10 protein-coding genes and 1 pseudogene are annotated in these 13,309 nt (G+C 53.7%); 6 read left to right on the forward strand and 5 right to left on the reverse strand.

Annotated elements, in window-relative coordinates; genetic code table 11:
- Positions 1-30: 30 nt before the first annotated feature.
- Together U5A67_RS25425 and U5A67_RS25430 are read right to left on the reverse strand one after the other, a co-directional pair.
- Positions 31-1,215, reverse strand: a complete 1,185-nt coding sequence (locus U5A67_RS25425) for a TraI domain-containing protein (protein WP_321816695.1) — start codon at positions 1,213-1,215, stop codon at positions 31-33.
- A gap of 497 nt (positions 1,216-1,712) precedes the next feature.
- Positions 1,713-1,913 carry a hypothetical protein gene (locus U5A67_RS25430; RefSeq protein WP_321816694.1) on the reverse strand — a complete coding sequence of 67 codons (201 nt, stop codon included), beginning with the start codon at positions 1,911-1,913 and terminating at the stop codon, positions 1,713-1,715.
- A gap of 422 nt (positions 1,914-2,335) precedes the next feature.
- On the opposite strand from U5A67_RS25430, the gene U5A67_RS40750 reads away from it, so the two are divergent.
- The 3 genes from U5A67_RS40750 to U5A67_RS25435 all read left to right on the forward strand — a co-directional run bounded on the left by U5A67_RS40750 (position 2,336) and on the right by U5A67_RS25435 (position 5,679).
- Positions 2,336-2,461, forward strand: a complete 126-nt coding sequence (locus U5A67_RS40750; RefSeq protein ID WP_415767934.1) for a hypothetical protein — start codon at positions 2,336-2,338, stop codon at positions 2,459-2,461.
- A 148-nt stretch (positions 2,462-2,609) separates the two neighbouring features.
- Positions 2,610-2,699, forward strand: coding sequence for a hypothetical protein (locus U5A67_RS40755; RefSeq protein ID WP_415767935.1), 90 nt, complete (start codon positions 2,610-2,612; stop codon positions 2,697-2,699).
- 1,762 nt (positions 2,700-4,461) lie between these two features.
- On the forward strand, positions 4,462-5,679 hold the full coding sequence (locus tag U5A67_RS25435) for a RepB family plasmid replication initiator protein (protein ID WP_415767936.1): 1,218 nt from the start codon (positions 4,462-4,464) through the stop codon (positions 5,677-5,679).
- 208 nt (positions 5,680-5,887) lie between these two features.
- Here the strand turns inward: U5A67_RS25435 and U5A67_RS25440 are convergent, their stop codons facing one another.
- Genes U5A67_RS25440 through U5A67_RS25450 form a run of 3 tightly spaced genes read right to left on the reverse strand, consistent with a single transcriptional unit; the run spans position 5,888 to position 8,941 of the window.
- Positions 5,888-7,129 carry a hypothetical protein gene (locus U5A67_RS25440; protein WP_321816692.1) on the reverse strand — a complete coding sequence of 414 codons (1,242 nt, stop codon included), beginning with the start codon at positions 7,127-7,129 and terminating at the stop codon, positions 5,888-5,890.
- A 26-nt stretch (positions 7,130-7,155) separates the two neighbouring features.
- Positions 7,156-8,253, reverse strand: coding sequence for a ParB/RepB/Spo0J family partition protein (locus U5A67_RS25445; protein WP_321816691.1), 1,098 nt, complete (start codon positions 8,251-8,253; stop codon positions 7,156-7,158).
- Between the two features lie 10 nt (positions 8,254-8,263).
- Positions 8,264-8,941 (reverse strand): ParA family protein, encoded by a 678-nt coding sequence (locus U5A67_RS25450; protein ID WP_321959751.1) that lies wholly within the window; start codon positions 8,939-8,941, stop codon positions 8,264-8,266.
- 434 nt (positions 8,942-9,375) lie between these two features.
- Here U5A67_RS25450 and U5A67_RS25455 point away from each other — a divergent pair, with 434 nt between their 5' ends.
- From U5A67_RS25455 to U5A67_RS25465, 3 genes and pseudogenes are all read left to right on the forward strand, one after another.
- On the forward strand, positions 9,376-9,642 hold the full coding sequence (locus U5A67_RS25455) for a hypothetical protein (protein WP_321816689.1): 267 nt from the start codon (positions 9,376-9,378) through the stop codon (positions 9,640-9,642).
- 1,337 nt (positions 9,643-10,979) lie between these two features.
- A complete protein-coding gene (locus U5A67_RS25460; protein ID WP_321816688.1) occupies positions 10,980-11,177 on the forward strand; it encodes a hypothetical protein in 198 nt (65 codons plus the stop codon).
- Between the two features lie 1,194 nt (positions 11,178-12,371).
- Positions 12,372-12,953: pseudogene (locus U5A67_RS25465) on the forward strand (transposase); the annotation flags it as partial.
- Positions 12,954-13,309 lie beyond the last annotated feature (356 nt).

A 13,309-nucleotide genomic window follows, 5' to 3' on the forward strand; every position in this document is an offset into this window, starting at 1 on the left:
GTCGAGATTCATTCAGGGCGATCCGAGGCCTCATCCCAGGAGGAGACTTCGAACACTCTTTGGGAGTACCAGGCTCTTGCGCGTGGGTGACATCTGGACGATAAGTTTGTTTTGCTCGAGGAGCTCAAAGACCTTCGCAGAAGGCATGCCATGCTTCGCAAAGATCGTCACAGGCACGGCAATTCCAGACTCGGTCTCATTACAGAGCTTCTTCACTTCTTCGTAGTTGGGCAACGCGCGAATCGCCTTGAAGATGTCGAGGATGATGTCGGGGTATTGGGCTACCGCCGGGGCTGCGGCTTTTGGCACAGATCCCTGCGCCTCACTCGGTGGAATGTTGACTTCGGGCGGGGCCGTCACCTCGACGGCATCGGGAAGAGCGGGTGTCGGAGGGTGTGCCGCTACGCCGGAAGGGACCGGACTGGGCGGCGAAGCACTATCCTTCGCCGCGGTGTTAAGACCCGCGCCGAACTGTGCGATGGCTTCGGGTGTGACGCCTTCGGGCAAATCCTTCTTAAGGTATTGTCCGGTCATTGCCCGAGTCTCGAACTCCCGTGCCGTACGGTATGCGAGCCGGACGCAACTGGTTACGGGCGACTCACCGGCCTTCGAGTCGACCTGATAGATGGCTTCGTGCGCGAGCATCGCCACCTCTTCCCGGAGGTTTTGCCATGTGCCGATACCAACAATGTCGGCTGACCATACGATGGCGTTCGGCTGCGAGATCTTGAGCTCAGCTAGCCGCCACTCCACGCTGAATTGGTTGGCACCGACTGCCGTTACCCAGTCCTTGAGCGCCGGCGCGGAATGAAACGGCGTCCACGTCTTGGCTCCGGCTTTGATAATGACTCTGGCGTGCATCGTCGCGGGTATTCCGGCGAGCGTTGCAAAGAACACGGCGAAGCGGTATTGGGGGACCAACACTCTGCGCTCTTCAGCGCCGTGCTTACCAGTGAAAAACTGCTGGTTCGATATCTGCAGCGCGTAATAGGCCGACATCAACGCGTAGCGCAAAAGGCCGCCAGGCTCGGAGAAGCAGACCTGCTCAAGCGGGCATCCCTGCACATAGTCCGCGACGGCGGTGATCAGGGGTTGCCAATAGCTTGCGAATACGTCCGCTCGCGCTTCGGAAGAGCTTTGAATGCGCGTGAGCAGACCGGTCTCTGCTTCGAGGCGCTTGAGGAGGTCGGAAGACGAGGTAAGAGGGAAGTCCATACCCTCATGTTAAAAAGACTAATCGTTGTGTTCGCTCCGAATGCCGGGGCGAGCTCAGCGATTTTCGCTATCTCTATACCCTCCAAGGGGCGTATTTTGCGCGTTTTTCTGGGTGAGTTTGCTATCTTCGGTCTGACTTTTCTCCGTAACCCGATGTTTTTATGCGAATTTTAAATTCGCAATCTGCCGAAACGAGCTTTTTTCGGACAATCGTGAATCGGCGAGGCGTTCTAAAAAGGATCAATAGATTGCCAAGCTCTGCCGAGGATCGTGTCTACCGGAGGTCATCTAGGGGCGACGAGAGCCGAGATATCCTTGCCTAGAGAGCGTCAAGTAGCATGGCCGGTCGGCCAGGTTAATTTGTCGCCGCCCACTTGCCAGTCGAGAATCGGCAAAGACTCCCAGAAGGGTGTTGATGTTCACGCAGAACAGGAAAGACAGTACGCAGCTGGCTGCGGCAGTCCGATGCCGTTGTGCCGAAATCTCCCCAGCGAGGGCTACGCAGGCAGCGGCGGCCGCGTCAGCGCGTTCATGAGGCGCTGGCATGAGGAGCAGGCAGAAGCGCCACGCAAAAAGGCCTGCGTGCCACTCGCCTCCGAACCCGGCGAAGCCTTCCAGTTCGACTGGAGCTGTGAATACACGCTCATCACCGGGTGAAGCCGGCTGAAGCCGCCCGTCGAGAGTGTCAGCCTTTCCATGACGAAACTGCAGCTCAAGGAAGACGGGGCAGCCAAAGTGAGCCGGTACGAGACAGCACGTACCAACCCACTGGAGGATCGTCATGTCTAACGACGTCACTGCTCAGCTCAGACGCCTAAGCTGTACAGCATGGCGAGCAACCCGCCGGAGTTCCTCGCGCAGTCACGTCATACTGAATCCGAGCCAAGACGCTTCAGAAAGCCGTTGCTGATGGCTGAGGCCGCCGAGCCGCACGTACGCTCGATCGCTTATCAGGTGACCGCTGCGTGCTCACCGGCTCACCGTGACCTGATGGTTTGACTTTAGCCAAGCGTTCGCTGACGAAGCGTCTGCGTGGGAACTCAGCGAAGTGTCGTTTCTCGCGAGCGCATAGAACGTCGTGTTCATCGGTGGGGATGACACTGGGAAGACGCGTTGTGGAATGGAACTGGGTCGGGAAGCCGTCATCCGTGGAAATTCCACGATGTTCGTCTCAAGGACGCATTTGGTCGGCGCGCTGGCCAAGGCGCATGCTGGGGGTTGGCTCGAAGAGCGGCTGCAGCATTAGAGCAAGTAAACGGTTGATCAGCGATCAGCTAGGTTACTTGTCGTTTGGACAGAACGTTGCTTACCGGCTCTTCCAGATTGTGTCCCGGTACTTTGAGAAAGGCAGTCGGCTCGTGACCAGAAACTGCTAGATATGTGAATGGGGCAACGTGTTTGGAGACCCCGAATTTGACACCACCGTCCTGGACCGGATGCTGTACCACGGTCACCTTGTAACCATCCGGTTAGAGAGCTATTGACTGACGGGAGGCGCAGATCCGGTCTGATCGAGTCCGTCAATGTAGCTGCGATTAACGCGGTGGTCAACTACATCCATTACGTCGCCAGCGGGCGATATACCGATGTCGTACCGCGCGGATTCTTTATGTCGCTTGACATCGTTCGCTGTTGTGTTTGTCACCGGAGCCGCTTCGTGTTGCAGCGCGCCTAGATGACGGCAGGTTTCGCGTTTGGTTTGCTAGGCAGCGTCTTCCCTATTTAACACGCTGTCCTGCTCTGCAAATGGCCTGGAATGCAGTGGATATCGGCACTTGAGCTTGCTGGTCGGTTCTAAGGTGGATGTTTTTGGTGAGATACGCACGTTCGTTTACGTGTTTACTTGTAAACACTTTACTTCTTTAAAACCTTTAGGCGCGGAAAAATCGTTTCGCGATATGGGTTTACGTCGCCAATGGTGTAAGGCCTTGGGGGATTTGGTGGATCATTTTGGGGTCAGAAGTGGAAGGATATGGGCGCTTGGTGGATCGTTTTGGGATGTTCGGTGGGTTGATATGGGATGGCGGTGGATAGTTTTGGTGACTTGCTACATAGCAAAAGGTGGATATTTTTGGGGTGTGCTCAAACAGTGCTTAAGGTGGATGATTTTGGGCCCTACTGTCGGCCCTTAGAGGTGGATGATTTTGGGTTCCGCTGCACTTCTTGAGATAGCGAGAGAGGTGGATAGTTTTGGGATGACGTCCAGCGGAAGTGGATTTTGCTGTTGGTGGATGGATTTGGGATATACAAGGTACTTTCGCGACAGGGATGGACGCGTTTTTATAGGGGATTGTGCCTTTAAAGGGTTTACCCGATCGTAAGTGACCACGTGATGGCCCTTCTCACCCCCGTTGCCCAGTATTTCATGGCCGTGAGCCACCTGCATGCGAGGCGTGATCCGGATTGGAGTCGGATGCGAACTGTAGTGACTGAGGCGCCAGGTATCGAAAGGTGGAAGGTTTTGGGTTCAGCGTGAATAGTGCGCCAGAGCGATCGACTTTCGTTTCCTGAGGTGTAGAGATTTGGGATATACATTCAATGTATGTGAATGCTCACTCACATTAAAATGTATATAAATCAAACACTTGTGTCAGCGCTTTATATGTTGGCAACGCAGGATGACAGATTGCGGATCCACTCATCGTTCGGCTGCATCAGGTGTAAAGATTTGGGATTGATGTATTAGCGGGAGGTCGCGAGTGCGATGTCTGCGAGGAATGGTGGAAGGATTTGGTGAGTTAGACTCGCTTATGTGAGCACTCACTTCTTAAAAAAATTCATATTTTTCAAGGATTTGTCGAATCCAACATGTTGTTTGCAGCAGCGCAGCTCTCCACCGCATTCGAACCTCGGATTGATTGTGAACAGAAAGGTGTATGGAATTGGGACGGAGCGTCGTTTGTTGGTGGACATGTGTGTATGTTTTGCGATACGCCAAAGGTGGATGATTATGGTCTCGGTTTGGCACAAGTCCGAGTGGCTGATCGACTTCGCAGGTCAGCACGATTGAACACGCTCACAGTCGTTGCGTACATGGCACCCGCTGAGCGGTTCCCTTAACCTGAACGGTGGAAAATATGTGACCTTATTTCCACCTTTCGGTAGAATCGCACTAACATGCGAGGGAAGACCGTGGCGACTAGCAGACGAAAAACAACTCGAGAGGTTTCTGGGACTGATCAGTTTGGTCTATTTCCAGACGTTGAACTGCCCGATACATATAAGAAGGCGGTATCGGCGGTGCACATGGCGCCCAAGGACGGGCCAATGACGCTTAACCAATACCGCGTCTTTGATGCATTGCTGAAGCATGCGATGGATCAGCATAAGGCGGATCCCCAGCGCGTTTGGTACACCATCCAAGTGTCCGAGCTCTCGGAGAAGATCGGTCTTGAGAGTTCGAACAACACGGCGTATTTCAAGGGCATCCTCAACGACCTGACAACGTTTGGCGTCAATTGGGATTACTTGGTCGGTCTCAAGAAGGGAGAGTGGAACGCCAGCGCCTTGCTCGCGGCCGCCAAGATTAGCAGAGGCGGTTTGCTCAGCTACCACTACGCAGAGAATCTCCGAGAATTGTTTGTAACACCGGAGATTTGGGCCTTGGTGGACTTCCGGATCATGAAGCGGCTCAGCCACGCCTTTTCGGCGCCGCTTTATCAGAACGTTCTGAGATACGAAGGTCTGGGGCAAACCCCCGTCCTTTCTGTGGATGTGTGGCGAGATCTGATCGTGGGAATGAATTGGCGTAAAGGCTCGTATGCCGTCTACAAGGAGTTCAAACGCACAGTTCTTAAGAAGGCTCTCGACGACATCAATCGCAACGCAGACCACGTCTTCGAACTCGTGGAACTTAAGGAGGGTGGACGCGCAGTATCCTCGCTTCAGTTCATTATTAAGAAAAAAGAGCGTCAAGACGTTGTGGCAGCACCGGAACTCGACGTTCTTTCTTCAGTGACGACGTTAGGTGTGCCCTTATCCGAAGGGCGACGACTTATTGCACGTCATGGCGCCGAACAGGTTTCGGGAGCAGTGCAGTATGTTGAAAAGCGCTTGGCCAATAAACAGCTGCCGCCGCTAGAAAACGTGTCTGCCTATTTCCGCAATACAGTGAAGATGGGGTGGACGATCAATGAGGAATCGACTCAGGAGAGGAAGTCGCAACTGCCAGCGCCGGGCGGTGCTGTGGCGTCGCCGACGGACCTCAGGGCGCTCTTCATCGCGGACCGCATTGCTGAAAGCAAAGGCTATTTCGCTGAGTTGGACACTGCGGAGCGAGGCGCGCTTGTCAAGCGTTACAACGATCAGCAAAACAACATTGACTTGCGGATCGCTGACGAGCACAAAATGAAAAAACTCGCGTCAACTGCCTTTTTCACATGGGTGGCCGACGATACATGGGGCGCCTCTACCGACAGCGATCTGCTCAAGTTCATTATGACCAAGACCAAGGTCACTATCTGAGTGGGATGCTGCTAAGGGGCGTTTGTCGGCAGAGCTTCCGAACGATGCTTGATAGTCTCCCCTCTCTAAAGTAAGGGAATTCCTGCTGCGGCTGGTCCGTGATGACTTGGGTCGCTTCAGTGAATTCCTGTCCCCTTGAGCGGGTTCGTGACGTCTGCCACGTCCTCGCTTTCGTTCCCCACCTTGAATGACGTGGCGCGTATTCCGATCAAGAAATGCTGGCCATAAGCGGTTCGTGAAACAACTCGGGATGGTGCACTACTAGCCTGCTGCGAAGCGCCATCGCTCGAGCGTCACCGTACCCTGTATGACGCTTAATTGCGTTAAGCGAGGAGCGAGTATCGCCATTCCGAATCGCTCGCACGAGTTCTTCAAGCATTTCTTCATCGCTAAGAGGCTGAACTTTCGATTTCAGGTTGGTCTCTTGCGCACGTTTCGTCACGGACAGGTCGACCTGGAGGTCGACAGTCATTCGAGTTAGTTTTTCGTTTTTTCGTGCAGCAAACTCAAGTGCAGGCGCGACTGCGGTTATAGGTGCGTTCGCCGCGGTTGGCCACGTATCGCTCCAATGAACAGCCGCCTCCTTGCTCGGATACTGAGTGGTACATACCGCTTGCGGCATCTCGCGAACGGAGAGCTCGGCTTCTTTGCGGTTATGCACTTCGCTACGCTCGTCGTCGGAGCGAAGCGAATTGCCGTGGCAGGCGAGAACCCAGCTCACACTTGCGACGACTTCAAGTAGTAATCCAAGGCTAATGGCGAAGGTAAAGCTTACGTCGCTGTCGTTAGCATGAATTAAACGCGCAAGTCTGATCGAAACCGGATCGGCCTCGGCAGCGTCTCTCTTTGCCAGCACCTCACGCCGTTCCGCAAGCTGCCCGTCGATGATCTGCTCTCGGCGCCGGACTTCGTCGAATTCAATGTTCAACGCAGCCAACTTTGAGGAAAGACTGTTTTGCCGCAGCGTCAGCCAGCGGCAATCGTTCGTACACTTCGCAAGCCGTGCGCTTGCCAGATCAGTTTCCACCTTCGCGCGTTCCGTCGCGATCTCGTTTGGCGTCCTTCCTACATCCTCTATGTGAGGCATTGGGGCAAGCTGAATTCGATGTGAGCGTTCCAGCCCGGCGTCTCGTTGCGCGTTAACGTAGAACGTCGCATGGGTGTAGCCGGTAGCGAGCAGACAACAGAGCCAAAGCACGCCAGCCCCCAAGCGGATATGCGTTTGGCGTCGGCGGGCAAGCGACGGCATAAAGTGCGCGCCTAAGAGAAGCGTGATACCGATAGCAACCCAAGCGCCCTTTTCAAGTGCGCTACCGCCCCGCTCTGCCCCGGCTAAAACCGTGACCATCGCGGAACTACACGTGGCGACAAGGCCGAGAATCAACGCGGCGAAGCGTGTGTTGCGGTCGCCACGTGCATCAGCGCACCTCGTGAAGTTTGCTACAGTCATAGGCCTATCTTTGCCGTTAGTGGAAATTATTCAGTCGCTGTGCCTGGCTTACCGCTGAATGGTTGTAAAACCTCCCGAATGGCACGCTCAAGCCGGTCTCGAATTTCTTCAGGAAGATTCACAAGCTTCAGGTCAATCCGGTTTTCGCCGTAAGTTTTCAACTCACCAAGCGATTGGCCAGCATGGTCCTTAAAGCGGAAACGTTGGACCGCACTTTGCCGAGCTTTCTTCCCATCGACGCGACTCTCTCGTGCATGGTTCACGATTGCCTGTACATCCCGAACGCGCAGCTCACCGTCGACAACCCGGCGGATAAGCTTCAATGTAGCGTCGTCGTCTTTCGATGTTTTCTCGTAAAAACGCACAATCTCATAGGCCATGCGTGTGCCAAATCGCTCTGGTGCGACGACCATCTCCTGAAGAAGGCCGTCAGGGAGCCGGCGTAACGCTAGCGTCTGCGAGACCTTTTCCGCGTCTATCCGTAGTGCCTCAGCCAAGTTGGCTTGCGTAAGAAACTGCTTGCCCTCGAGCATCCTGCTCCACACTACCGCATTGTCAAACGGCGTTTGGGATGCACGCTGACTGTTCAACTCGTACCCAAGCTTGTAGCTCTGGATACCGATTTCGAGGTCCACCACAGTGATGAGTGCGTCCCGGATGCGTGCCTTTTGCAGCGCCCGTGTTCGACTTCCCCCATCAGCAACGAAATAGGTACCCGGATTCTCGTAGTCCGGGACAACGTGAATGGCCTGCTGTTGGCCGTTCTCCAGAATGCTCTGGGACAGTTCAGTGATCTTGTTTTCGTTGTAGAAATGTCTGGGATTGAACGCTGTAGTCTTCAGTGAGCTGACTGGCGCAAGGAGCGTTTGACCCGGCAAATACCGATGCTGGACGCACCAGTTGCGGTATTGCTCCGAAAGTTCGTCGTTGAGCTTTGACTTGTCGAACAGACCGTCGGCACGATCCGTTTCGGCGGACTTATCTTGCCCGTCGGGTTCGTTGTCAAGCATGCCCGCCGCAATCGAAAACCTCCGATCAGCGGAAACAAGCTGCGAATTCAGCTCTGATCGCGATGCCGGCAGAGCTTGAGTGAATTTGCTGGTGAAGGAATTCGGCTTCTTCATTGAATGTTCCTCAGTGCAAGAACGATAAAACGTCTTGAGTCATACCTAAGACCTCTTGCGATGCGTCGCGGGCCGTTTTCCCTTTGCACTCGAAGACGGTCACTCCTTGGGCGTATGCCTGCGCATATATTTCGCGGAATGCGATGAGAGTCGAACAGCGAGGAAAGTCGAAATGCTCGATCGCCTCGATACAAGACTTGGTCAGTACGCGAGATTCCCCAAGCACCTGATTCAAAAGCAAACCAAACCGAAGATCAGGGTTGACCTTCTTCTGCACTTCTTGGATTGATCCAACTGTCGGCCGCATCGCCTGGAAATCGGCAAGCGATGGCCTGAGCGGAAGGATGACCAAGTCGGACATAACAATTAGAGCCTCGATATCTCCCTCGAGGCTCGGCCGACCATCGATCACTATGTATTCGTACGTGCCAGTCAGCTTTTTGATCTCCGACGCGAGGTTTTGCTTTGCGCCAGACAGATCGGTGTAGGGGAATGGGATTTCGCCGTTTCCGTTCTGAAACCAAAGCACAACACTGTTTTGGGGGTCGCAGTCGACGAGGATCACTTTCTTCCCGAGCTTGTTCAGCCCGGCCGCAAGATTCCCAGCGGTTGTGGTCTTGCCGCTGCCGCCCTTCTGGTTGGTGACCAAGATAATTTGCGTGCGCTTCATATTCGGGGCGTCGCCCATAGTCATCCTTGTTTGTTCGGGATTTCCGTCGGAACAGCGTTCGGCACAACTATTCCTTGGTACGTACCAAGTCGCTGGCGCGTTCCAAGGGGACTTTAAACGGTGATCGAACGTAATTCAAGAATTAAGTGAAATTACGATAAAAAATCTAAAATTTAAATCTAATTTTTGACAGATATACCCCCTCAAAGGTGGAGGTAGTTCGTGCTTCGCTCTTTGAATTTCAGGCGCGGACTTGGTGTGTGCCACGCAGTTTCGTACGGGGGTGTTGACCCAAGCTAAACCGATATATGCAGGTTCGAACATCTGAGTAGAGGACTGAGGGGCGGTGCGGGATTGTTCCTTAGTTAGATCCCTCACGTTCACGGTCAGTGATGCGCGCGAGACTCTTGAACAGAGGTCAGCGGGAAAAGCGCTGGGAACGGGCAGAATCCGTGGAGGATCAGATCGGCGTGGTTGGTACATACCAACTACTTGATGTTCTTGTTTCTTTTCACTATGGCATCAGCTGCTCCGCCACTACGATCCGCTGCGGCGGGATATCGGTAGTGAAGGCAAATGCGCTGTCACGCTGGATGCCGGGGCTTAGGTCAACCGCAATCGACGCGAAATCAGCAATCGATACGAAAAGCGAAGGCATCAAACTGCTGCACATTGGTACGTACCAAGTTCGAGCAGCACCCATTTCACGTGGGAGCTGAAGCGATTGATAAAGACGACCTAAGTTCTTGTCTTTTTGTCCGACGAAAAACGGAGCGTGCCCGATTCCGCCCTACAAGTGAGGCTGATTTACGTGTCTAGGCAGAGGAGGCAATGTTGCCGTGGGCTGGAGAAAGATGTCCACGCCGGGAGCGTTGATGGGGCGCATACATAAGACCCCTTGGTGAATTACTACATCCGCCGAACGCTCAGGCGGTCGCCGCGTTCTCCGGAACGGTAAGTTGGTACGTACCAACATTCATGTGGGGCTCCGTTTCCCAACATCTACTCACATGCTCAGTTGCTGAGATTTTATATGGCTCTGCTTGCGGGATTGAGTATCGTATTGCCGCGTCTTCTGATTGGTACGTACCAAGAAGCCGGCACGCGAGCGCCCAAGCGTGTGTGAGCCGTAGCGAGAGTCCTTGGCTTCTCCCGTCCTAAGAAAGTGACGAGAAGTGCACTACAGCGCTCGCATTCGAACGAGTTTGGTTTGTCCACGCTTTGCCGTGACTTCTCATTTTAGGTGTGCACGACTGAGTTCGCCTGCGTTGATTTTGACAGCCGTTGACTAGATCTGGGCCACGCGCACATTACAGGCTAGTCAATCTGGCGACTGGTGCCTTAAGAGTGAATTTTCAGGAGCATCAATCGCTTGGGGATGTCTTCTTAAGATTTTTGAGATTTACCCAGCCGTGTGCTCTGGGATAACGCCGTGATCAACGCTGTGAGTTGCCGGGGCGCCATTTGGCCACAGATTGGTACGTACCAATCTGTGGCCAAATGAAATACCCAAGCTCACTGGTTCGGAATGGACGAATGTAGCCAATGGTCGTCGGCGGATATTCCCACTCCGTTGGGATTTATCAACTGAATTCAGCAGAAGGACAAACCATGCGGGCCACGGAAGATTAGTAACGAAGTCCTTGCGCAGAAGGCATTGGTACGTACCAACTCATCGGTTCTCCGGTTTCATTGGTAGATAGCCTCAAATGCCGAAACTAGATTTGGAAAGAAGAAGTGACTCGATGAAATCCACGTTTGTCATCGAGAAGTTACCATCAGGCTCTGTTGATCGCCCTGATTGTACGGCTTCGAAATTCGTGAGTTAGCGGCACAATCCGTCGTGTTACTACGGTCTAGGCCACGTGTTTACGCCCGAAATTTATAGACAGATGCGTGGGAGTAGAGCTAGTCGAAGCTCTTACAAAAACGACTTGACACCCGGTTCCGACGACGGAGGACGATAGCGTGCGACTCGCTCGCAGCGTGCTTTACGTCTTCCTATTGGAGGGTAATCTATCTCATCAACGCTATACACTTGCTCGAAAGAGAATGTATGTTTTGGAACGTCTTTGCTTTGCGCAATCTGGCCCGAAAGTTGGCACGTACCAAAGCTCAAAGCAAGAAGATCAATTCGAGCGGCTATAACGTGCCTTTTGAAACCCGCAACGTTTGTCGGCAACAATCAAAAGCCGCGCCCTACAGAGTTTGTTTGGGTCGCGGCACCACGCCGCCTCGCGTTTCGGCTGTCTGATCGTTGGGGAAGCGACGAGGTGCTCCGTCGTCACTGCCGAAGAAGTCTCGTGACCGTCATTGCCAGACGGTGGAGACAAATGTTGTATCAATCCAAAAGTCACAATTTCAGATGTTCGCGCTGCGAACTTGCGTCGGATACTGAGCTACTCGCGGATCGCCATGCCGCAGCGAGAGCAGGGTAACGTTTCTCCGATCACATGGGAGAAACGTTGCCCGAGTAAAAAATATCGGGGAATGGAGCAACCTTGCTGCAAAGGTCATCTCATCGGAAGCGTTTTGGTCAGGGACGTTTGGTGATGAAGAAGAAGTGTGATCTGGCGCGGCTCGATGTTTTTTGCGCGGTGTTGTACCGGGGGGCGTTCCATTATTTTCCAGCTTGTTTGCTAACGACTAGGTTCCCCTCGCTAAGTATCCGAACTTCGCACGCGGTTGCGCGCAATCCGCCGTGTACGCGGCGGATTTCCCTTCGGACTTGCGAAGGTCGCGATAGCGGCAATGCACGCAGCTAAAAGGCGAGACATTCGTTGTTGGCTGAAATGTTGTCGTGCGTTGTGGCTTCTGAGTGCTCAAGCGTCGCTGCACAAAAGTTCACTAACAGAATGACCCCAATACATTGGCGCTCAGCAATAGTCGTATGAACCGCGATAGAGGAGCCTGGCTTTGCTCATGGATTGATCTCGCAAGCATCCGGTAACTTGATTGCGCCAGTAGCGCAGAAATCGCTATGCCAAATGGTCAGCCGTGAAACAATAAAGCAAAATAAAATTGTTCTCTCTGCCCTTGCCTGGCGGGCGTTTCGGCTGATTTTACTAATAATTTGTCTAAATGTTTCACGGATCGGCGCGATTTTTTTGCGAATCTTGACTCGTTTACTCTGAGTCGCGCTGTGCTCCGAAATTTCGCCTCAATACGTATTATTTATTACGTGTTTTGTAGTTCTGAGCCCCTTGGGCAGAAAGCACGAAACTTTTGCGCCGAGTGCCATATTTTTAAGTGTAGTCCCGCGCAATCTGTTCTAACAAACGCCGATCCCGGTTTCGGCGAACCAGACGTGGCGTCTGCGTCTTATATCTTGCCATGCACGCAGGTTCAGTCCTGGAATCATGTTCAACAACGTGACCGCATGGAATCAATCATTGGACTCGTTGCTTCGCAATCGCAACCTCACCACGCTGTCAAAGTCTACCCGCGCGGTTTGCACGTACTGCACACAGAGGGCGCCAAATTTGGCTCAAGTTAGTCAACGAACTGAAGCCCCCCCGGCTGCAAGGACATTCTGATCGCGCTCGTTGATGGCCTGAAGGGGATCGCCGATGCGATTGGCACGGCTTACCCGCGCACCTCAGTGCAGACCTGTATCGTGGACCTGATCCGTAACAGTCTAGAGACGCTAGCTACAAGGACCGCAAGGAACTGGCCGCAGCTTGCGCCCGATCTACACCGCGGCGAGCGAGGGCCCCTGGGGAGCGATGTACCCGACGATCGTGCAGTCCTGGCAACGCGCCTGGGTGCAGGTCACGCTGTTCTTCGTGCTTGCGCCGGAGATCCAGCGCGTTGTGTACACAACGAACGCTATCGAAAGTCTGAACATGCAGATACGCAAGATCATCAAGACCCGTCGCCACTTTCCGAACGACAAGGCGGCCATGAAGCAGCCCTGCCTGACGCAACGCAATATCTTGGCAAAGTCTGTTCGTGCCGCCTTTGACTGGAAGTCTGCTATGAACCTGTTTGCTATCCTGTTGGCGATCGATTCACACAGGCGCGCGGGTGACGACTCCTTAATCCGCCTCGCCCACAAAAACACGGACCGGTTTAACCGGAGTATTGGCCTAAAGGACGGAGGCTATGGTCTGCATCTGCTCGGTTTCCTCGCCAAGATCAGCTCGGTTGGACGCACTGCCTGCATCTTGGTACGTACCAAGATGCAGCCTTCGAATTCGCTTTACTCAGTTCGACCCTGCGATCGGTAGATCTGTAAGTTCAGCGTTTTATGACCTTAATGGACTCCCGGTGGCGATCGCACATATCGCTTGTTTCCGGCATTAGTTTCTTCGAGGGCAGTTAGAAAGCCGACTGAGCGGCACACTCGCGCTTATCCATGAGGGCTATTTTTCGGCTATGGGAAGA

The sequence above is a fragment of the Paraburkholderia sp. J69-1 genome (assembly GCF_905220255.1).
Lineage (GTDB): Bacteria > Pseudomonadota > Gammaproteobacteria > Burkholderiales > Burkholderiaceae > Paraburkholderia.